Genomic DNA, 19,333 nt, shown 5'->3' with positions numbered 1-19,333 from the left:
GCGTAGGGTGCAAGGGTGAGTCTGGCTCGACGTGAACGACATGCCCTCGCCGACACCATGGCCGCCGCGGGGCCGACCGCGCCGACCCTGTGCGGGACCTGGACCGTGCACGACCTCGCCGCGCACCTGGTGGTCCGCGAACGCAGACCCGACGCCGCCGCGGGCATCGTGCTCAGCCCGCTGGCCGGATATCTCGACGCGAAACAGGCGGAATACGCGCGGAAGTCGTTCCCCGAACTACTCGAGCTGGTCCGCACCGGGCCCCCGTGGTGGTCGCCGCTGCGCCCGGTCGACGCGTTCGCCAACCTCACCGAGATGTTCATCCACCACGAAGACGTCCGCAGGGCCGAACCAGGATGGGAGCCAAGGCAATTGGCTGCCCGCGACGAAGACCGCCTGTGGACCGCACTGCGCGCGGTAGCCCGTACGGCCTATCGCAAGTCACCCGTGCCGGTCGTCCTCGCGACCCCGCAGGGCGCCAGGATCACCGCACATCGCGGCGGCGGCGGCGAAGTCGTGCTCACCGGGCCACCCTCGGAACTGCTGCTGCACGCCTTCGGACGCGACGAAGTCCGGATCGTCCCGACGGGCGCGGAAGCCGACGTCAACGCAGTCCTCGCCACCGACAGAAGCGTATGAACTACACGATGTAGCGACGCAGCCGACGTGCGGCGAACTCCCGGAAGTACGACAGCTTCTCCGACGGCACCAGCGACGGCAGCACGAAATACCAGGCCCGCTCCATCCGCGCCGCCATCTGCTCCATCGACTCGGTCCCGACCGCCACGATGTGCACGCCCGCGATCAGTTCCTGCAGCAGCACCCCGACCACATCCGGGTCCAGGTCGGCGCTGAGGTCGCCCTGGGCGATCGCCCGCTCCGACAGCAACCGGTAGGTTTCGCCCCAGGTCTTGGCGATGTTGTCGCCCTGGGCGCCGCGATAGTCGCCGATCTGGTGGGTGAGCTTGAGCATCGCGCCCACCATCGGATCGTTCATCGACAGATCGGCCACCACGTACGTGATCCCGATGGCCGCTTCCAGCGCGGGGACTCGGGAATCGAAGAAACCCTGGCAGGACCCGATCAGGCGTTCGTTGCCCTGATCGACCACCGCCCGAGCCAGCTCCTCTTTGGAGCCGAAGTGAAAGTACAAGGCGCCCTTGGTCACATTGGACTGCGCGATGATTTCGCTCAGGCTCGCGTTGGCGTAGCCCAAACGGAGAAAGACATCGGCAGCGCCAGCAAGGACGGAGTCGCGGGTGATCTCCGCGCGTGCTTGCCTAGCCATCAGATCCGCCTGTCATCCAATAATCCAGCCATCCTGAAGTAGACCGACATCCCGAAATTCGTTCGACATACCGCCCGGCAGCACCCAAAAGGATGGGTGAACCGTACCACCAGGCAGCAATGCGGCAGCCGAATCAAGGATTCGGTTCCACGTACGCGCGCTATCGTCCGGTTATCCCACCGTTGGTCGGTGTAGTCCCCGTATTCCATTCGGAGCTGAGACCCGGTTCGGCTTCCAAATGACTCAAACCGTTCCAACACAGGTTGACCAGATGCGCCGCGACCACCTCTTTCGGCGGGGTGCGCTCGTCCAACCACCAGGTGGCGGTGGTCGAGACCATGCCGACCAGGGCCTGCGCGTAGAGCGTGGCAAGGCTGGTATCGAGGTCGCGTCGACCGAAATCACCGGCGAGCAGATGCGCGACCTGGTTGACGGCCTCGTTGAGCAGGCTCGAGTACCGGCCGTCGACCGACGGCGCGGGCTGATCGCGCACCAGGATGCGGAAACCGTCGGTGCGTTCCTCGATGTAGGTCAGCAGCGCCAGCGCCACCTGCTCCAACCGCACCCGCGACCGGTTGCGGGTCAGCGAGGAGGTGACCATCTCCAGCAGCATCGACATCTCGCGATCCACCACCACCGCGTAGAGGCCTTCCTTGCCCCCGAAGTGCTCGTAGACCACCGGCTTGGACACCTGCGCGCGCTGGGCGATCTCCTCGATCGAGGTCGCGTCGTACCCGCGCTCGGCGAACAACGCCCGCCCGATCTCGATCAACTGCTGCCTGCGCTGCGTACCGGTCATCCTCGGCCTGGTTGTCCGACCTGGCTCACCAGACGACATGAGCTCCCCCGCCTCTCCGCGTTTTCGACTCACGAGATCAGTACGTGCGTTCCAGAAGGCTAACAACGTCGTTCGAGGTCGGGCACGACAGGCGTGGACAAGATTCGCCCGACGGCGGGATCGTGTGCGAGGATCTAGCCGTGCCGTAGCACAGTGGTGGGCTCTCGCGGCCCACTGGTGTCGCAATCCGCCGTAGTGTAATGGCAGCACCTCTGATTTTGGTTCAGATAGTTCAGGTTCGAGTCCTGGCGGCGGAGCACACGGACACAGTGACGTATCGTCGGCCCGCACCGTCTACCGACCGAACCCGCCACAGCACTCGCTGACAGGCAGCCGAGGGAGATCCATGCCACCGCAGACCGCCGTCGTCGTTCTCGCAGCAGGTGCAGGAACGCGAATGCGGTCGAAGACTCCGAAAGTGCTGCACCCCTTAGCAGGCCGTTCGATGCTGTCGCACGCGCTGCACGCCGCCGTCGAGATCGATCCGACCCACCTGATCACCGTTGTCGGGCACGACCGCGAGAAGGTCAGTGCCGCCGTGGCGGATGTGGGCAAGGAACTCGGCCGCGAGATCGTGTGCGCGCTGCAGGAACAGCAGCTGGGAACCGGCCACGCGGTGCAGTGCGCACTGGGATCGATCCCAGCGGACTTCGACGGCGACCTGCTCGTGACCTCGGCCGACGTGCCGTTGCTGGACGGCCACACTCTTTCCGCGTTGCTCGACGAGCACCGCAGCTATGCCGACCGCCCCGCGGTGACGGTGCTGACCTTCGTGCCCGACGACGCCAACGGCTACGGCCGGATCGTGCGCGACGACGACGGCCAGGTCGCCGAGATCGTCGAGCACGCCGACGCCACCCCCGCGCAGGCCAAGATCAAAGAGGTCAACTCCGGTGTCTACGCGTTCGACGCGTCGGTGCTGCGGACCATGATCGGGCGGCTGTCCACCGCCAACGCCCAGCACGAGCTGTACCTCACCGACGTGCTGCGCCTGGCCCGCGAAGCCGGTCATCCCGTGCACGGCGCGCGGCTGATCGACTCGAACAAGGTCACCGGTGTGAACGACCGGGTGCAGCTGTCGCAGGCGGGCGCCACTCTCAATCGCTACATCCTCGAACGCCACATGCGCGCGGGCGTGACGATCATCGACCCCGCCTCGACCTGGATCGACGCGAGTGTACGAATCGGCCGCGACGCCGTATTGCGGCCGGGTACCCAGCTTTTCGGCACCACCGAGATCGGCGAGGACGCCGAGATCGGACCCGACACCACGCTCACCGACGTGCTCGTCGGGACCGGCGCGAGCGTGGTCCGCACGCACGGCACGCACGCCCAGATCGGCGACGGCGCGTCCATCGGCCCGTTCAGCTACCTGCGGCCCGGCACTGTGGTGGGCGAGGAAGGCAAACTCGGCGCGTTCGTCGAAACCAAGAACGCCTCGATCGGTGCCCACTCGAAAGTGCCGCACCTCACCTACGTCGGCGACGCGACCATCGGCGAGCACAGCAACATCGGCGCGTCCAGCGTTTTTGTGAACTATGACGGGGTGACCAAGCACCACACTGTGGTCGGTTCCCACGTGCGAACCGGCAGCGACACCATGTTCATCGCGCCGGTCACCGTGGGTGACGGGGCGTATACGGGGGCGGGTACTGTACTGCGAAGAAGCGTTCCACCGGGCGCACTTGCCGTGTCGGGTGGACCACAGCGCAATTTCGACAACTGGGTGCAGCGCAACCGTCCAGGAACCGCTGCGGCGCTCGCGGCGGCGGAAGCCATCGCGGCAGACGAGACGTCTTCGAAGACAATCGAGCAAAAGGATGGCAACCAGCAGTGACCGCGTTCTCGATCGACAACCAGAAGAACTTGATGCTCTTCGCCGGCCGGTCACATCCCGAGCTGGCCGAGCAGGTCGCCAAGGAACTCGACGTCGACATCACGCCGCAGACCGCGACCGACTTCGCCAACGGCGAGATCTTCGTGCGGTTCGAGGAGTCGGTGCGCGGTTCCGACGCCTTCGTGCTGCAGAGCTTCCCGGCGCCGCTGAACCAGTGGCTGATGGAACAGCTGATCATGATCGACGCGCTCAAGCGTGGTTCGGCCAAGCGGATCACCGCGGTGCTGCCGTTCTACCCGTACGCGCGCCAGGACAAGAAGCACCGCGGCCGTGAGCCGATCTCCGCTCGCCTGGTCGCCGACCTCCTGAAGACCGCCGGTGCCGACCGCATCATCAGCGTCGACCTGCACACCGACCAGATCCAGGGCTTCTTCGACGGCCCCGTCGATCACATGCACGCGCTGGTGCAGCTGTCGGATTACATCCGCACCAACTACCCGTCGGACAACCTCGCGGTCGTGTCCCCCGACGCGGGCCGCGTGAAGGTCGCCGAGAAGTGGGCCGACGCGCTCGGCGGCACGCCGCTGGCGTTCATCCACAAGACCCGCGACCCGCTGGTGCCCAACCAGGTGAAGTCCAACCGCGTCGTCGGTGACGTCGAAGGCCGCACCTGCGTGCTGATCGACGACATGATCGACACCGGTGGCACCATCGCCGGTGCGGTGAAGGTGCTCAAGGAAGCCGGCGCGGGCGACGTGATCATCGCGGCCACGCACGGTGTGCTCAGCGATCCGGCTGCGGAGCGACTGGCGAACTGTGGTGCCAAGGAAGTTGTCATCACCAACACGCTGCCGATCAGCGAGGACAAGAAGTTCCCGACGCTGACGGTGCTGTCGATCGCGCCGCTGCTGGCTCGCACCATCCGCGAGGTCTTCGAGAACGGTTCCGTGACGGGACTGTTCAACGGCAACGCCTAGTCTTTCGACCTCCAGCACGGCCCTTCGGCATTCGCCGGGGGGCCGTTTCTGGTGGTGCTGTTTCCCGCTCCTGGATATCCCGCGGACGGATTATCCCGCTTTTGGCAATCCTCGCTATGGAATCCCCGCTCACGGGTGCCTCGCGTCGGTTCGGGGACGGTCGGGTGTGCTCGTCGTCGGGGCTGGTCGTTATCGCGTTGGTGTGGCCGATCGGGGGTGACGGGGGTGCGGCGGGCGATACTGGTAGCGGTTAGTTGCACCGATCGCCCCGACCAGGGAGGTTTCGATGAGCACACCGCAGGACCCCGATTCACCTGCCGAGCATCGGCCTCGCCACGCCAAACCTGAGCCATCTGGGCAAGACGAGTCATCCGCGAAGCCCGACGCATCAGCGCGGCGCGAGCTCTCTTCGAAGTCCGATCTTCCGCGGCAGGGTGTGCGGCGCAAGCCGTTGGGGCAGCACGAGCGGCCCGAGGTGTCGTACTCGGCGGTCGATGAACCTGCCGAGCAGAGTTCGTCGGACGAGGGGCAGTCCGAGGTGACTTTTTCGATCTTCGATACCGCGCCGACGTCCGCGGATCGGCGTGCCGAGGACAAGAAGCCGCAGCGACCGGCGGTGTCGTACTCGCTGTCCGATGCTGTCTCGGATACGGCCCCCGATGCCCGCGATGTGCCCGGCGACCACAAACACCCCGAGCGACCTCAGGTCGACTACGGCGGCCTGCCGTCCGACAACGACGACACCGATTCCGGCACCCCCGGCCGACAGACCTGGTCGATGGTCGCGTTCGTTTTCGCGACGATCGCGCTGCTGCTGTTCCCGATCATCTTCGGCGTGCTCGGCATCGGCTTCGGCCTGTACGCCCACAAGAAGGGTGAGAAGCTCGGGTACTGGTCCGCGATCGCGGCCCTGACCTCGCTGCTGGCGGGCCTGGCGATCCGGATCTATTTCTTCGACGCCGCACTGATCCCCGAACAGGACTGAGACACCCGCACCGATGGACGCTTTCACCGGATTCCCGCTCGCCGGCCTGGACTTCTACGAAGATCTCGAGGCCGACAATTCGAAGGCCTTCTGGAACGCGCACAAGCACGTGTACGACGAGTCGGTGCGCGCCCCGATGGTCGCGCTGACCGCCGAACTCGCGGCGGAGTTCGGGCAGGCGAAGATCTTCCGGCCCTACCGTGATGTCCGGTTCTCCGCCGACAAACTGCCCTACAAAACCCATCAGGGCGCGGTGGCCGGCGTCGCGCCCGGCGTCGGCTGGTACGTGCAGATCGGGGCGGCGGGCCTGTTCATCGCGGGCGGTTGCTTCCGTCCGTCGACTGCCGCCTTGGCCGTCCTGCGAGCCACGATCGACGACGATGTGCGAGGCCCGGAACTCGAGAAGATCCTGGCTTCCACCTCGGCCGCCGGCTTCGCACTCGGCGACGACAAGCTCAAAACCAAGCCACGCGGCTACCCCGCCGACCACCCCCGCATCGACCTGCTCCGCTACAAATCGCTGACCGTGCACCGCGACTTCGGCGCACCCGACTGGCTGCCCACCCCCGCCGCCGCGAAAGAAATCCGCCGCGCCTGGAACGAGCTGCGACCGCTGGTCGAGTGGTTCGCGGCGGTCCTGGAAGGCGTCGACTGACTGGCGTGGTTCGTGACGGATGGCCCTTCGAGGCCGATACTGGAACCCATGAGCCGTGAACCGCTGGACATGGACATGGGCGACGACGAACAAGCCGACGAGATCGTCGAGTACGAGCGCTACGTGGAGGACCCGCCCGCCGACTACGTGATCCGCAACCACGAAGCCGACGCCGACGGCTTTCTCGGCATCAACGAGGAAGTCTCCGAGGAGTACTCCGAACGCGGCGCCCGCCACGAGGCGATGGAAGAGGACGAGCGCCCCGCCGAAGAAGTCGCGATGCGCGTAGTCGGCGACGACAACGTCGACGGCGACCTCTTCGACGACGACCGCATCAACGGCGAAGAAGGCGTCGAGAAAGACCTGGAAGGCGACGAAAACCTGATCAGCGGCGAATACCTCGCCGACGAACTCGACCTGTAGTTCGTCCTCTCTGCTGTTCGCCGCGGTCCGTGACCGCGGGGGTCAGCGGCGTTCGGCCAGGGCCAGGATGAAGCGGTTGTCGGGGTCGGTCCAGGTTCGGGTGGGGGTGAAGCCTGCTTTGTCCAGTTCTTCGGTGAGGGACTGGGGGCGGAACTTGGCGGAGATCTCGGTGCGCATTTCTTCGCCTGCGGTGAATTCGACGGTGAGGTCGAGGGCTTTGATGGTGGCGGTCATCGGTTCGGTGGCTCGCAGGCGCATTTCGATCCACTCGTTTTCCGGGTCCCAGATGGCGAGGTGGTCGAATTTTTCGGGGGTGAAGTTCGCGTCGAGGCGGTTGTTGAGCACGTGCAGGACGTTGCGGTTGAACTCGGCGGTTACCCCTGCGGCGTCGTCGTAGGCGGGGACGAGGACGGCGGGGTCGATGACCAGGCCCGCGCCCAGCAGCAGGAGTTCGCCGGGTTCGAGGACCTCGTTGATGCCTGCCAGGAACTGTGCGCGTTCGGCGGGGACCAGGTTGCCGATGGTGCCGCCGAGGAAGGCGATCATGCGGCGGCCGCCGCGGGGCAGGTTGTGCAGGGTGTCGGTGAAGTCGCTGACCACGCCGTGCACGGACAGGTTCGGGTATTCGGCGGCGATCTGGTCTGCGGCGCCTTGCAGCGCGGATGCGGAGACATCTTGCGGGACATAGGTTTTCAGCGAGCCTTCGGCGGTGAGCGCGTCCAGTAGCAGGCGGGTCTTGGCGGCCGAGCCCGAACCCAGTTCGACCAGCACCTCTGCGTGCGCGGCCTGCGCGATCTCGCCGACGACGCTTTCGAGCAGGGCGCGTTCGGTGCGGGTGGGGTAGTACTCGGGCAGTTCGGTGATCTGCTCGAACAGTTCGCTGCCGCGTGCGTCGTAGAACCACTTGGGGGGCAAGGACTTCGGGGTCGCGGTCAGGCCGGTGCGGGCGTCGGTGCGTAAGGCCGTGGTGAGATCGTCGTCGGTGAGGTGGATGTCCAGCAGCGGCGCGGTCATGAACGGGCCCTTTCGGTTGTGGGGCTTTCGAGAGCGTGGAGCTCGGTGATGGTGCAGTGGCCGGGGGTGGCGGTGATCAGTTGGTGATCGGCGATGGGCTGCCAGCGCGGGTCGGCGTCGTAGGGTTCGGAGGACAGCACGGTGTAGTCGTCGGCAACCAGGACCGACAGGGAGTGCCAGCAGGTGGTGGCCCACAGGTGAACTCCGTTGCCTAGCAACAGGTTCAAGCGGGCAGTCGGTTGGTGTCGGAGGACGGTCGCGACGAGCAGCTGTAGGGCGTCGGCCGGGGAGGTGACCGGGCCTTCGGGTGTGATCGCCGCGAGTAGGCCGCGCAACAGCACCCATAGTGCGGCGGAATCGGTGAGCGACTCCGCCTCCAAGAGGACGGCGGGCGAACTGAATAGCGCGCGGCGATCGGAGGATTCGGTCGCAGGAGGCAGCGCGGCTGCGAACACCTCGTTGAGGTCGGCCAGGACTGCGACGAGGATTGTTCGCCAGTCGGGGACGACACCGTTGTGGCTGAAGGCCCAGTGTTCGTCGGTGAAGGGGGCGCAGGCGTTGCGTTCTATCGGCATACCGATGGTGGCCGAGCGGACGGCGGCGATCACCGAGCGGGATTCGAGGTGGCCCAGGACCTCGGCGACGGCGGGGTCGGTCCAGATGGGGGCCTGGTTTCGGTAGCGGGCGACGGTGTCGCGGGCGCCCTCGACGTCCGAGCGACGCCACCACGCGGCACCGAATCCGTCGGCGTTGATCGTGCCGCCCGCGCGCATCTCGCTCGGCGCCCAGGACTGGACGTACAGCGAGTGAGGGCCGCGCATCATCAGTTCGCCGACACGCACGGGCGGGCCGACGTATCCGAGGTGTCTGCACATCAGCGTTCGTCCTCGCGCAGGTCTCGGGCCAGGCGGAAGCCGGCGAAGATCTGTCGGCGGATGGGGTGGTCCCAGTTGCGGAAAGTGGCGCGGCAGGCGACCTCGTCGGTGCCGAAGGAGCCGCCGCGCAGGATGCGGTAGTCACCGCCGAAGAAGACCTTCGAGTACTCGGGGTACGGGAACGCCCGGAAGTCGGGGTACGGCTCGAAACCGGAAGCGCACCACTCCCAGACGTCACCGATGAGCTGGTGCACGCCGGTCGCCGACGCGCCGGCGGGGTAGGCGCCGACCTCGGCGGGTTCCAGGTGGCGTTGGCCGAGGTTGGCCAGGTGTGCGGCGGGTTCGTCCTCACCCCACGGATACCGCCGGGACGCACCTGTTTTCGGGTCGAAGCGGGCCGCCTTCTCCCATTCGGTCTCGGTCGGTAGTCGCTTGCCTGCCCAGCGGGCGTAGGCCTCCGCTTCGAACCAACACACGTGCACCACAGGTTGTTTGGGCCGCAACGGGATTCGTGCGCCGAAGGACATGCGGGTCCACCGGTCGCCGTCGCGTTCCCAGAACTGCGGTGCGACCAACCCCGCCTCTTCCCGATGCGCCCAGCCCCGTTCCGACCACAGTTCGGGGCGGTCGTAACCACCGTCGTCGATGAACGCGAGGTACTGCTCGTTGGTCACCGGGGCGACATCGATCGCGAAGCCCTCGACGTGCACCGGATGCGCGGGGCGTTCGTTGTCCAGCGCCCACGGGTCAGCGGAGGTGCCCATCACGAATTCGCCTGCGGGAACGACTATTTCACCGCCGACCTGTACCTGCGCGACGGGGGCGGGCGGTGCCGACAGCACCGGCGCGCCGATTCGCAATTGGTGCGTGGCGAGCATGGTCTCGTCGTGCTGCTGCTCGTGCTGGGCCACCATGCCGAAGGCAAAGCCGTTGTCCACCAGCTCATTACCGGTCAGGTCGCTGGAATCCAGCACGTCCAGAACCTTGTCGCGCACCGAGCCGATATAGCCGCGCGCCTGTTCGGGATTCAGCAACGGCAGCGAAGGCCGGTTCGACCTCGCATGCTTGAACGCGTCGTACAGCTCGTCGATATCGGCGCGCACCGCCTCGCGCCCGCCCACATCGCGCACCAACCACAGCTCTTCCTGGTTCCCGATATGCGCGAGATCCCAGACCAGCGGCGACATCAGCGGCGAATGCTGCGCGACGAGATCGGCTTCGTCCACGCTGTCGGTGAGCAAGGTGGTGCGTCGACGCGCACGCGACAGGACGTCGGCGATCCTGGCGCGCATTCGGTCGCGATGACTGTGGTCGGCGGGGGCGAAAAGTGTCACGAGTGCGGCTCCGAAACAGATTGTTCGACAATGACTTCGGGCGGTGCAGCGGTCGTGGAGCTCGTCCGCACGCGTCCACGGTGGGTGTGCGGGCAGACGGTGGCCGACGGACCACGCCCAGACGACGATGGACTCACCGCGGTCCGCCTGCACCGTTGCCTGACGAGGCGACCTCGGCCAGCGGACTGCGGCCCGCCCTGCACCGGTTCGCAGCGCGCGCCAATTCCATTGCCGCAGAGGGAGTTCGCGCATGAGCGGCCGCGAGCTCCAGCACATCTACAGCGGCGCGGCGCAATTGCGGGTCCGCTAGTCCGCGGCGGGCCGCAGTCAACCACTCCCCTGCCGTCGGCGCGGCGAGACCAGTCGCCTCAGCCACGACAGCGGGCGTCGACAGCAGCGCGTCGAACAGCGAGATCGGCGTTGTCCACCCTTCGCCGGGTTGCGTGTCGAGGTAGCGGACTTCGAGGTGGCCGGAGGCTCTGACCGGCGGGAACAGGGTCGTCAGGTGGTAGTCCAGGTCGGCGCGGGTCGGGCGACGGCCCACCTCGTCATCGAGCGCGCCGGACAACCAGTCGGCGAAGGTGGCGCCGGGCGGCGGGGACCAGTCGGCGTCGAGGTCGGTGCAGCGCACGCACAACAGGGGAACGTCGAGGGCCCAATGCGCGTAGGAAGTGATCGGGTCGGCCCAATCGGCGACCGGGGGTCGGGTGCGTGAGGGATCGAGGCGCAACCAGGTGCGCATTCGTTGCGATGCCCAGTCACCGGGCGGGACGCCGTGCAGGCGCGGCGAGCAGGCGAAGGCGGCGATGAGCGTGGGGCCGAGCACGTACAGGGCGGTCCAGCGGGCTCGCACTTCGGCGGGATCGGCGCCGGCATCGACGCTGACCTGCGTGGCAGCGGTATTGCACATCATCAGGGCGCCGAACGGGCCGACGCCGCCGAAACGGTCTTCCATCGCCGTGTACCGGGGCATCCGCAGCAAGCGTTGCGCGGGACGGCCCGCGTCGGCGGCGGCGGCGAAAATGCTGATCTGACGGGCGGCGAGCAACTCCCGCAAACGGGTCGCATCAGCGCGCAAATTCTGTGTCAGCGCGGCCGGATCGGCGAACGGTGCGCTGGAAAGTTCTATCTGACCACCGGGTTCGATGGTGACCATGCTCCCGCCGGGCAGTGGAACGGCCGCGGAATCGGGGGCGATGGAGGTCGGTGCGTGCGACCCGAGGGCCGCGGCCAGTTGCTGCAACGAGGGGCGGGAACCGGTGGGTCCGGCGGTGAGCCACTCCAGTTCGGCGCCGATCAGCGCAGGTGGTCCGAGCTTGAAACAGACGCCGCCGACGTACGCCTCCGCGGCCACCCGCGACGATAGTTCGCCCTGGTCAGGCGCGTAATCGGGCCACGAAGAACGTTCCAGGGTGACCGCCATACCAACCTCCACGTGCTGCGTGCTGCCGGGGAACCTGCGTTTCGCTCATTCCAGAGTAGCGACGCCCACCGACAGAAAATGGCGATGAGGACAACGGTTCGAAGGCGTTAAGGTCGGGGCCATGTTGGATCTCGCCGCGATCAGAGCCGCCATCCCAGGACTTTCGCCCGGTCACGTCTTCCTCGACAGTGCCGGATCGTCGCTGCCGCCCGAGGTCGTGCTCGACACGATGATCGCGCACCTGCGGCGCGAAGCCGCGATCGGTGGCTACCAGGCAGCTAACGAGCGGCTGGACGACCTGAACAAGGTGAAGACCTCGATCGGCACGCTGCTCGGAACCTCCGCGGACACCATCGCGCTCAGCGACAGCGCTTCCCGGTCATGGGCCGATTTCGCCTACTCGGTGCCCCTGAATCCCGGCGACCGGATCCTGCTCTCCGGTGCCGACTACGCCAGCAACGCGATCGCCGCCCTGCAGCGCGCGAAGCAGACCGGGGCCACGGTCGAGCGCATTCCCAGCGACGACACCGGCCGCCTCGACACCGACGCCTTGGCGACCATGCTCGACGAGCGCGTGAAACTGGTTTCGCTGCAGCACGCACCCACCAACGGCGGCCTCGTGAACCCCGTCGCGGAAGCCACCAGAATCGCCCACGAAGCGGGCGCACTGGTCCTGCTGGATGCCTGTCAATCCACCGGTCAGCTGCCCATCGACGTCACCGAGCTCGGCGTCGACGCCATGTCGACCACCGGACGCAAGTGGCTGCGCGGCCCTCGCGGCACCGGAATCCTGTATGTGCGTGCGGAATTGGCGCAGTCGATGGAACCCGCGCGCCTGGACCTGCACAGCGCCGAATGGGTGCGCCCCGACGAGTACCGCCTCGCCCCCGACGCCTCCCGCTTCGAATTCTGGGAAGCCGGGTATGCCGCGCGCCTCGGCCTTGGCGCCGCCGTGGACTACCTGCTGGAATTGGGACCCACGCAGGTCTACGAAGCCATCGCCACCCGCGCGGACTACCTGCGCAAAACCCTGCCCGAAATCCCCCGCGTCACCGTGCGCGACCTGGGCACCGAGCACAGCGGCATCGTCTCGTTCACCGTCGACGGCCACGACCCCGAACAGTTGCGCGACCGCCTGGCCGAGCACGCCATCACCGTCACCGTCAGCCACGCGGGCTCCACCCTGTTCGACATGACCGAACGCGCCCTCCCCGCCATCCTGCGCGCCTCCCCGCACTACTTCGTCACCCAGGAGGACCTGGACCGCTTCGTCACCATCCTGGCCGACCTCACCCGCTAGACCCTGGCGAGATGCTCGCGGACGATCCGATCCGCGAGCACCCGCGGATCCTGCTCGGGCGCAACGATTTCCAAGCTCCGATTGACAGCGATCGTGGCCAAACCATGCACATTGGTCCACAGCGCCAGTGCCCGCTGCGGCGCGGACTCGGGCGTCACTTCCGTCACCAATTCGACCACCTGCCCATACAGCGGCTTCGTGACCGCCCGCAGATTCTCCCCGGCCCCCGCCAGCAGATCGTGCCGAAACATCAGCGTGAACATCTGCGGCCGCGTCACCGCGAAATCCACATAATCCACCGCCATCCGCCGCAACCGCTCCCGCGGATCCTCGATCGCGCCGAGCACCACGAACCGCTCCCGCAACTCCCCGAACCCCCGCCCGGCGATCGCGGCCAACAGCGCCGCATGCGTGGGAAACCACCGCCGAGGCGCCCCGTGCGAAACCCCCGCCGCTCGCGCGATGGCCCGCAGCCCGAGCGCACCGAACCCCTCGGTCTCGAGCAGATCGACGCCGACGTCGATCAGGCGCTCGCGCAAGGGTTCAGGCATACCGGCAATTCTGCACACCGCCGCGATCGCTCGATCCATGGCACCGGTAGACAGTGTCTACTAGGGTTCGGTAGACACTGTCTACGGAAGGGCAACCCCGTGTGGTACCTGCTGTGCAAATACGTCCTCATCGGCCCGATACTTCGCCTACTCGGCCGCCCGCAGGTCGAAGGGCTGGAACACATTCCACGCACAGGACCGGTGATCATCGCCGCCAACCACCTGGCCGTCGTGGACTCGCTATACCTCGCCCTGGTGATCCCCCGGCGCCTCACCTTCCTCGCGAAACAGGAGTATTTCGCGGGCACGGGGTTGCGCGGACGGTTCAAGCGGTGGTTCTTCACCGCCGCAGGTCAGGTGCCGGTGGATCGGGCCGGTGGGGATGCGGCGGCTGGTGCGTTGGCGGCGGCTGTCGGGATTGTCGGGCGGGGTGGGGTGTGGGCAATTCATCCGGAGGGGACACGGTCGCGGGATGGGAAGGTCTATCGTGGACGGACCGGGGTGTTGCGCGTTGCCATGGCTACCGGGGCGCCGGTGGTGCCGGTGGTCTTGGACGGTACCGATCGCATGAATCCTCGCGGTCGGAAACTGTTGCGTTTCACCAAGGTACGTGTCACCGTCCATCCCGCTCGGCACTATCCCGCAGCTGCGAAGTGCGATCTCGCAGCTGTGCAGCACGCCCAGGTCAGAGCGGCAACGGACCTGCTGATGCGGGAGATTGCCACGTTATCGGGTAGACCATATGTAGACCGCTACGCAGCGAGCTTTGCTGCGAGGGACTGACTCAGCAGGGGTGCTGGAGGGTCGGTCCGGATCGATACCGGCGGGGCAGGGCGGGATTTCTTCAAGGTACGGCCGTAACCGATCGTTGGCGTAAAGGGAGACCGACGTTGAGCAGGTTCACCGACGAAATGTTTGGCACAGCGTTGACCAGCACGAAGGGGCTGGTCACCGGAGAGCCGGAGTCGCCATTACGGCAGACCTGGGGGGAGATCCATAGTCAGGCGCGACATATGGCGGGTGGTCTGGCCGCGGCCGGGATCGGGCACGGTGACGCGGTCGGCGTGCTGGCCGGTCTGCCGGTCGATATCGCGCCGTCCTGCCAGGCCATCTGGATGCGGGGCGCGTCGATCACGATGTTGCATCAGCCCACGCCACGCACCGACCTCGAGGTCTGGGTGCGCGACACCGAAACGGTGCTGCGCATGATCGAGGCGAAGGCCGTGGTTCTCGGTGCGCCGTTCGCCGCCGCCGAACCGGTGCTGCGCGAACGCGGGATCACCGTGGTGCGGATCGAGGACCTGCACCACGGCGCCGATACCGACCCCGTGCCGACCGTCGAAGGCGATATCGCGTTGCAGCAGTTGACCTCTGGGTCCACCGGATCGCCCAAGGCGGTGCGAATAACCCACGGCAACTTCTACGTCAACGCCTACGCGATGTTCAACCGGGTGAAGTTCCAGCCCGACGACGACGTGATGGTCAGCTGGCTACCGCTGTTCCACGACATGGGCATGGTCGGATTCCTCAGCGTGCCAATGCAATTCGGCGCCGAAGTGGTGTGCGTGACGCCGCTGGACTTCCTGGCCAGGCCACTGCTGTGGGCCGAGCTGATCCACAAATATCGCGGAACCGTCACCGCCGCACCGAATTTCGCGTACTCGCTGCTGGCCCGACGCCTGCGACAGGCCGAGCCGGGCACCATGGACCTGTCCAGCGTGCGCTACATGTGGAACGGCGCCGAACCCGTGGACCCCGACACCATGACCGCGCTCGCCGCGGCCGGGCAACAGTTCGGCCTCAACCCGATGGCCCTGACGCCGGTCTACGGCATGGCCGAAACCACCTTGGCCGTGTCGATCCCCGACCCCGGCCACGGCCAGGTTCTGGACATCATCGACGCGGACCTGCTCGAAGCCGTCGGCAAAGCCGTGCCCATCGCCGAGGACGGCCACCACGGCACCCCCCGCAAGCTGCCGACGCTGGGTCACCTGGTCGACGATCTGGAAGGCCGGGTCGTCGATGCCGAACGTCAACCGCTGCCGGTCCGCTCGGTCGGCGTGATCGAATTGCGCGGCCCCGCAGTCACTTCGGGCTACGTCACCGTCGACGGCTTCCGCCCCGCCCAGGACGCCGACGGCTGGCTCGACACCGGCGACATCGGCTACTTCACCGAAGAGGGCCTGATGGTCGTGTGCGGGCGCATGAAGGACGTCATCATCATGGGCGGCCGCAACATCTACCCCACCGACATCGAACGCGCGGCCCTGCGCGTAGCGGGCGTGCGTCCCGGCAACGCAGTAGCGGTACGCTTGGACGCGGGCGAAAAGCGCGAAAGCTTCGCCGTGGTAGTCGAATCCAACGACTATCAACTCCCCGACGAGGTCAAGCGAATCGAAAAGGAGATCGTGCACGAGGTCTTCGCCGAAGTAGGCGCGCGCCCCCGCACCGTCGCCGTCCTCGGCCCCGGCGCACTCCCGAAAACCTCCTCGGGAAAACTCCGCCGAGCCGCCACCGCGGTCCACCTGCGGTAACGCTGACGGGGCTGCGGTATCCGCAGCCCCCAGGCTTAATGCAAGCTGTTCTGCGCCGCTTCCAGCCCCACCTTCAACAACAACTCCACCGCATCAGCAGCCTGCTCCACGATCACCGGAACCTCTTTTCGCTCCGGCCCCGAAAACGGCTTCAACACATAATCAGCAGGATCCTGCCGACCAGGCGGACGCCCGATCCCGATCCTGGTCCGCAGGTACTCCTTGGTGGTCAACGCCTGCGAAATCGACCGCAGCCCGTTGTGCCCACCCTCACCACCGCCCTGCTTGAGCCGCAACGTCCCGAACGGCAGATCCAGTTCGTCGTGCACCACGATCACCTGATCCACGGGCACCGAGAAGAACTTCGCCAGCGCCGCGACCGGCCGCCCGGACAGGTTCATGTACGTGCGCGGCTTCGCGATCAGGATCTGACGGCCGTCCAGTCGCGCCTGCAGCAGGTCGGCGCCGGACTTCTTGTGCACAGCAAAACGGCCGCCGACGCGCTGCGCGAGCACGTCGGCGACCAGGAAGCCCACATTGTGGCGGGTGCGCTCGTATTCGGGGCCGGGGTTGCCCAGTCCGACTACGAGCGCGGGCCCAGATGATTCGGCGGTCATTGCCCGAATCGTAGTGTGCGGTGTTACGCGGTCTCGGGAGCGGTCTCCGCGGTGACGGCGTCGGGGGCGGTGCCTTCGCCCTCGTCGTCGAGCTGCGACGCGGACGGCGCCTCGATGACGTTGACGATCAGCGCCTCCGGGTCACCGGCGAGGGTGACACCCTCGGGCAGCGCGATGGTGCCGGCCAGGATCTGGGTGCCGGGCGCGATGCCGTCGACCGAGACCTCGATGGTCTCGGGCAGGTTCATCGCGTCGGCCTCGATCGACAGGGTGTTCAGTTCCTGGGTGATCAGGGCGCCGGAGGTGGCCTCGCCGACGACCACGACGTTGACGTCGGTGGTGACGCGCTCGCCACGCTTGACGATCAGCAGGTCGGCGTGCTCGATGTAGCGACGGATCGGGTGGACGACGACCGACTTGGTCATCGCCAGCTGCGGCTCGCCGTTGATCTGCAGGTTGAGGATGGCGTTGGTGCCGTGCAGACGCAGGATCTTGGCGAACGCCTTGGCGTCCAGCGACAGGTGCTGCGGCTCGGCGTGGTGGCCGTACAGCACGGCGGGCACGTTGCCGTCGCGACGGGTACGGCGAGCGGCGCCCTTACCGAATTCGGTGCGGACGGCGGCTTCGATCAGATTGGCGTCGGACATACTGAATGCGCTCCTACGGCTGGTCATGGGTGACCCAACTGGCGGGGTCAAGGTCTGCTCGTCGGACGAAGGAACGAACGAGGACGGCCCAAATACTTCAGCCGAGCCGCGTCGATCACGGTGTGCGCACCAAACGGGCACTCACCCTCGCCGAGACAACCCGCCAACCATACCGCACCCGCATCGCCGGGAAAAATCAGGGCGCACACCCCGACGACCTGGCGATAGGTCCGCCCACTACGCTGGATAGGTTGCCGTCCACTGCGAAAGGTCCCGTCCGTTGACCGAGTCCGGAGAAGTCGTCGCCACCACCCCACGCGGGCTGCCCGCCGAGGTGGCCCGTCGGCGTACGTTCGCCGTGATCTCGCACCCCGACGCGGGTAAGTCGACGTTGACCGAAGCGCTCGCGCTCCACGCCAGGATGATCTCCGAGGCGGGCGCGATCCACGGTAAGGCCGGTCGCAAGTCGACGGTGTCGGACTGGATGGAGATGGAGAAGCAGCGCGGTATCTCGGTGAGTTCGACCGCGCTGCAGTTCAACTACCGGGCCGCCGGGTCCGATATCGACAATGTGATCAACCTGGTCGACACCCCCGGTCACTCCGATTTCTCCGAGGACACCTACCGGGTGCTCACCGCTGTCGACGCCGCGGTGATGCTGATCGACGCGGCCAAAGGCCTCGAGCCGCAGACGCTGAAACTGTTCCAGGTGTGTCGCCATCGCGGCATTCCGGTGATCACCGTGATCAACAAGTGGGACCGCCCCGGCCAGGATCCCCTCGCCCTGCTCGACGAGATCAGCGAGCGGATCGGCCTCACGCCCACTCCCCTGTTCCTGCCGGTCGGCATCGCGGGCGATTTCCGTGGCCTGTTGCGTCGCGGGCCCGAGGGCGAGGCGCAGCAGTACATCCACTTCACCCGTACCGCCGGTGGTGCCACGATCGCCCCCGAGGAATACCTCACCCCCGACGAAGCGGAAGCGCGCGAGGAAGAGGCGTGGACGACCGCGGTCGAGGAGAGCGAACTGCTGTCGGCGGCGGGTCAGGACCACGATCAGGAAATGTTCCTGGCGGGTCAGACCTCGCCGGTGATCTTCGGCTCGGCGATGCTGAATTTCGGTGTGCGGCAACTGCTCGAGACGCTGGTCGAGTTGGCGCCCGCGCCCGGTGCGCGCGCCGATATCGCCGGTAAGGAACGCACCACCGGTGATCCGTTCAGCGCCGTGGTGTTCAAGGTGCAGGCCGGTATGGACACCGCGCACCGCGACCGACTGGCGTTCATGCGGATCGTGTCCGGTGAGTTCGAACGCGGCATGGTGGTCACGCACGCGCAGACCGGTCGCCCGTTCGCCACCAAGTACGCGCTCACGGTGTTCGGCCGCGAACGCACCACGGTCGACACCGCCTACCCCGGCGACGTCGTCGGCCTGGTCAACGCGACCGCGCTGGCTCCCGGGCACACGCTGTTCGTGGAGAAGAAGGTCGAATACCCGCCGATCCCCAGCTTCGCGCCCGAGCATTTCGCGACCCTGCGCGCGCAGAGTGCGGGCAAGTACAAGCAGTTCCGCAAGGCCATCGACCAGCTCGACTCCGAGGGCGTGGTGCAGGTGCTGCGCAACGATGCCCGCGGCGACGCGACGCCGGTGCTGGCCGCGGTCGGTCCGATGCAGTTCGAAGTGGTCACCGCCCGCATGCAGGGCGAGTTCAACGTCGAAACGCAGCTGGACTTCCTGCCGTTCACGCTGGCCCGACGCACCGACGCGGAGTCCGCGCCCGAGCTGGATCGGCAGCGTGGGGTGGAGGTGTTCACCCGCACCGACGGCGCGATTCTGGCACTGTTCAGCGACAAGTGGCGGCTGCAGTACATCGAGAAGGAACACCCGAAGCTCACGCTGGAACCGCTGGTCGCCGCGGCCGACTAACTGTCCCAGACGGCCGAGCCTGGGTGGGTTTGCGCCCGTCCCGCTGTTGCGGGTGCGATTTTTGCGACGAAGGAACAAAAATCGTGCCCGCAACAGCGGGACACAAGGGGGCGC

General features: G+C 66.9%; 19 protein-coding genes and 1 tRNA gene. 11 read left to right on the top strand and 9 right to left on the bottom strand.

The annotated features are described in order from the left end of the window. Nucleotides 1-15: 15 nt before the first annotated feature. Nucleotides 16-639: a TIGR03085 family metal-binding protein gene (locus ACFWU5_RS17980; RefSeq protein ID WP_379267977.1), complete on the top strand. Its 624-nt coding sequence runs from the start codon at nucleotides 16-18 to the stop codon at nucleotides 637-639. Between the two features lies 1 nt (nucleotide 640). Here ACFWU5_RS17980 and ACFWU5_RS17975 read toward each other — a convergent pair whose 3' ends face one another. Together ACFWU5_RS17975 and ACFWU5_RS17970 are read right to left on the bottom strand one after the other, a co-directional pair. Further along, a complete protein-coding gene (locus tag ACFWU5_RS17975; protein ID WP_379239861.1) occupies nucleotides 641-1,288 on the bottom strand; it encodes a TetR family transcriptional regulator in 648 nt (215 codons plus the stop codon). 160 nt (nucleotides 1,289-1,448) lie between these two features. Further along, nucleotides 1,449-2,087, bottom strand: a complete 639-nt coding sequence (locus tag ACFWU5_RS17970; protein ID WP_379239860.1) for a TetR/AcrR family transcriptional regulator — start codon at nucleotides 2,085-2,087, stop codon at nucleotides 1,449-1,451. A gap of 225 nt (nucleotides 2,088-2,312) precedes the next feature. Between ACFWU5_RS17970 and ACFWU5_RS17965 the strand changes: the two genes are divergently transcribed. The 6 genes from ACFWU5_RS17965 to ACFWU5_RS17940 all read left to right on the top strand — a co-directional run bounded on the left by ACFWU5_RS17965 (nucleotide 2,313) and on the right by ACFWU5_RS17940 (nucleotide 7,003). Further along, nucleotides 2,313-2,383 (top strand) — tRNA-Gln (locus ACFWU5_RS17965). Between the two features lie 89 nt (nucleotides 2,384-2,472). After that, nucleotides 2,473-3,963, top strand: a complete 1,491-nt coding sequence (gene glmU, locus ACFWU5_RS17960) for a bifunctional UDP-N-acetylglucosamine diphosphorylase/glucosamine-1-phosphate N-acetyltransferase GlmU (protein WP_379267976.1) — start codon at nucleotides 2,473-2,475, stop codon at nucleotides 3,961-3,963. Then, nucleotides 3,960-4,940, top strand: a complete 981-nt coding sequence (locus ACFWU5_RS17955; RefSeq protein WP_379239858.1) for a ribose-phosphate diphosphokinase — start codon at nucleotides 3,960-3,962, stop codon at nucleotides 4,938-4,940. Before glmU ends, ACFWU5_RS17955 begins: the two co-directional genes overlap by 4 nt. Before the next feature lie 286 nt (nucleotides 4,941-5,226). Further along, nucleotides 5,227-5,925, top strand: coding sequence for a hypothetical protein (locus tag ACFWU5_RS17950; RefSeq protein ID WP_379267975.1), 699 nt, complete (start codon nucleotides 5,227-5,229; stop codon nucleotides 5,923-5,925). 13 nt (nucleotides 5,926-5,938) lie between these two features. Then, a complete protein-coding gene (locus ACFWU5_RS17945) occupies nucleotides 5,939-6,580 on the top strand; it encodes a DUF2461 domain-containing protein (RefSeq protein WP_379267974.1) in 642 nt (213 codons plus the stop codon). A 48-nt stretch (nucleotides 6,581-6,628) separates the two neighbouring features. Continuing rightward, complete coding sequence (locus tag ACFWU5_RS17940) at nucleotides 6,629-7,003, top strand: hypothetical protein (protein WP_379239854.1); 375 nt, start codon at nucleotides 6,629-6,631, stop codon at nucleotides 7,001-7,003. A 42-nt stretch (nucleotides 7,004-7,045) separates the two neighbouring features. Here ACFWU5_RS17940 and egtD read toward each other — a convergent pair whose 3' ends face one another. From egtD to egtA, 4 genes are all read right to left on the bottom strand, one after another. After that, nucleotides 7,046-8,017, bottom strand: coding sequence for an L-histidine N(alpha)-methyltransferase (gene egtD, locus ACFWU5_RS17935; protein WP_379267973.1), 972 nt, complete (start codon nucleotides 8,015-8,017; stop codon nucleotides 7,046-7,048). Then, entirely contained in the window at nucleotides 8,014-8,892 is an 879-nt protein-coding gene (locus tag ACFWU5_RS17930) for a class II glutamine amidotransferase (RefSeq protein ID WP_379267972.1), read from the bottom strand. The genes egtD and ACFWU5_RS17930 overlap by 4 nt, the downstream gene beginning before the upstream one ends. Then, nucleotides 8,892-10,184, bottom strand: coding sequence for an ergothioneine biosynthesis protein EgtB (egtB, locus tag ACFWU5_RS17925; protein ID WP_379268002.1), 1,293 nt, complete (start codon nucleotides 10,182-10,184; stop codon nucleotides 8,892-8,894). Before egtB ends, ACFWU5_RS17930 begins: the two co-directional genes overlap by 1 nt. A gap of 175 nt (nucleotides 10,185-10,359) precedes the next feature. Further along, nucleotides 10,360-11,649, bottom strand: a complete 1,290-nt coding sequence (gene egtA, locus ACFWU5_RS17920; protein ID WP_379267971.1) for an ergothioneine biosynthesis glutamate--cysteine ligase EgtA — start codon at nucleotides 11,647-11,649, stop codon at nucleotides 10,360-10,362. Nucleotides 11,650-11,770: 121 nt separating this feature from the next. Here egtA and ACFWU5_RS17915 point away from each other — a divergent pair, with 121 nt between their 5' ends. After that, nucleotides 11,771-12,949 (top strand): aminotransferase class V-fold PLP-dependent enzyme, encoded by a 1,179-nt coding sequence (locus tag ACFWU5_RS17915; RefSeq protein ID WP_379239850.1) that lies wholly within the window; start codon nucleotides 11,771-11,773, stop codon nucleotides 12,947-12,949. Here the strand turns inward: ACFWU5_RS17915 and ACFWU5_RS17910 are convergent. After that, nucleotides 12,946-13,500, bottom strand: a complete 555-nt coding sequence (locus ACFWU5_RS17910) for a TetR/AcrR family transcriptional regulator (RefSeq protein ID WP_379239849.1) — start codon at nucleotides 13,498-13,500, stop codon at nucleotides 12,946-12,948. The two genes, ACFWU5_RS17915 and ACFWU5_RS17910, sit on opposite strands and share 4 nt — an antisense overlap. A gap of 99 nt (nucleotides 13,501-13,599) precedes the next feature. Here ACFWU5_RS17910 and ACFWU5_RS17905 point away from each other — a divergent pair, with 99 nt between their 5' ends. Together ACFWU5_RS17905 and ACFWU5_RS17900 are read left to right on the top strand one after the other, a co-directional pair. After that, nucleotides 13,600-14,283: a lysophospholipid acyltransferase family protein gene (locus tag ACFWU5_RS17905; protein WP_379239848.1), complete on the top strand. Its 684-nt coding sequence runs from the start codon at nucleotides 13,600-13,602 to the stop codon at nucleotides 14,281-14,283. Between the two features lie 107 nt (nucleotides 14,284-14,390). Then, entirely contained in the window at nucleotides 14,391-16,034 is a 1,644-nt protein-coding gene (locus tag ACFWU5_RS17900; RefSeq protein ID WP_379239847.1) for a fatty acyl-AMP ligase, read from the top strand. Nucleotides 16,035-16,069: 35 nt separating this feature from the next. Here the strand turns inward: ACFWU5_RS17900 and pth are convergent, their stop codons facing one another. Both pth and ACFWU5_RS17890 read right to left on the bottom strand, forming a co-directional pair. Next, the gene (gene pth / locus ACFWU5_RS17895; RefSeq protein ID WP_379239846.1) at nucleotides 16,070-16,651 is read right to left on the bottom strand and encodes an aminoacyl-tRNA hydrolase; all 582 of its coding nucleotides are present in this window, start codon (nucleotides 16,649-16,651) and stop codon (nucleotides 16,070-16,072) included. Between the two features lie 23 nt (nucleotides 16,652-16,674). Next, nucleotides 16,675-17,298, bottom strand: a complete 624-nt coding sequence (locus ACFWU5_RS17890; protein WP_379239845.1) for a 50S ribosomal protein L25/general stress protein Ctc — start codon at nucleotides 17,296-17,298, stop codon at nucleotides 16,675-16,677. Nucleotides 17,299-17,578: 280 nt separating this feature from the next. Between ACFWU5_RS17890 and ACFWU5_RS17885 the strand changes: the two genes are divergently transcribed. After that, nucleotides 17,579-19,219 (top strand): peptide chain release factor 3, encoded by a 1,641-nt coding sequence (locus tag ACFWU5_RS17885; protein WP_379239844.1) that lies wholly within the window; start codon nucleotides 17,579-17,581, stop codon nucleotides 19,217-19,219. Nucleotides 19,220-19,333 lie beyond the last annotated feature (114 nt).

Origin of the sequence: Nocardia sp. NPDC058640 (assembly GCF_042716995.1) — a bacterium.
GTDB lineage: Bacteria > Actinomycetota > Actinomycetes > Mycobacteriales > Mycobacteriaceae > Nocardia.
This window is presented reverse-complemented; position numbering and strand designations above follow the sequence as displayed.

Coding starts and splice junctions, on each gene's coding strand:
- ACFWU5_RS17945 (WP_379267974.1), top strand. CDS start 5,939: ATGGACGCTTTCACCGGATTCCCGCTCGCCGGCCTGGACTTCTACGAA.
- ACFWU5_RS17975 (WP_379239861.1), bottom strand. CDS start 1,288: ATGGCTAGGCAAGCACGCGCGGAGATCACCCGCGACTCCGTCCTTGCT.
- egtB (WP_379268002.1), bottom strand. CDS start 10,184: ATGCGCGCCAGGATCGCCGACGTCCTGTCGCGTGCGCGTCGACGCACC.
- ACFWU5_RS17950 (WP_379267975.1), top strand. CDS start 5,227: ATGAGCACACCGCAGGACCCCGATTCACCTGCCGAGCATCGGCCTCGC.
- ACFWU5_RS17890 (WP_379239845.1), bottom strand. CDS start 17,298: ATGTCCGACGCCAATCTGATCGAAGCCGCCGTCCGCACCGAATTCGGT.
- ACFWU5_RS17910 (WP_379239849.1), bottom strand. CDS start 13,500: ATGCCTGAACCCTTGCGCGAGCGCCTGATCGACGTCGGCGTCGATCTG.
- glmU (WP_379267976.1), top strand. CDS start 2,473: ATGCCACCGCAGACCGCCGTCGTCGTTCTCGCAGCAGGTGCAGGAACG.
- ACFWU5_RS17915 (WP_379239850.1), top strand. CDS start 11,771: ATGTTGGATCTCGCCGCGATCAGAGCCGCCATCCCAGGACTTTCGCCC.
- ACFWU5_RS17930 (WP_379267972.1), bottom strand. CDS start 8,892: ATGTGCAGACACCTCGGATACGTCGGCCCGCCCGTGCGTGTCGGCGAA.
- ACFWU5_RS17940 (WP_379239854.1), top strand. CDS start 6,629: ATGAGCCGTGAACCGCTGGACATGGACATGGGCGACGACGAACAAGCC.
- ACFWU5_RS17970 (WP_379239860.1), bottom strand. CDS start 2,087: ATGACCGGTACGCAGCGCAGGCAGCAGTTGATCGAGATCGGGCGGGCG.
- egtD (WP_379267973.1), bottom strand. CDS start 8,017: ATGACCGCGCCGCTGCTGGACATCCACCTCACCGACGACGATCTCACC.
- pth (WP_379239846.1), bottom strand. CDS start 16,651: ATGACCGCCGAATCATCTGGGCCCGCGCTCGTAGTCGGACTGGGCAAC.
- egtA (WP_379267971.1), bottom strand. CDS start 11,649: ATGGCGGTCACCCTGGAACGTTCTTCGTGGCCCGATTACGCGCCTGAC.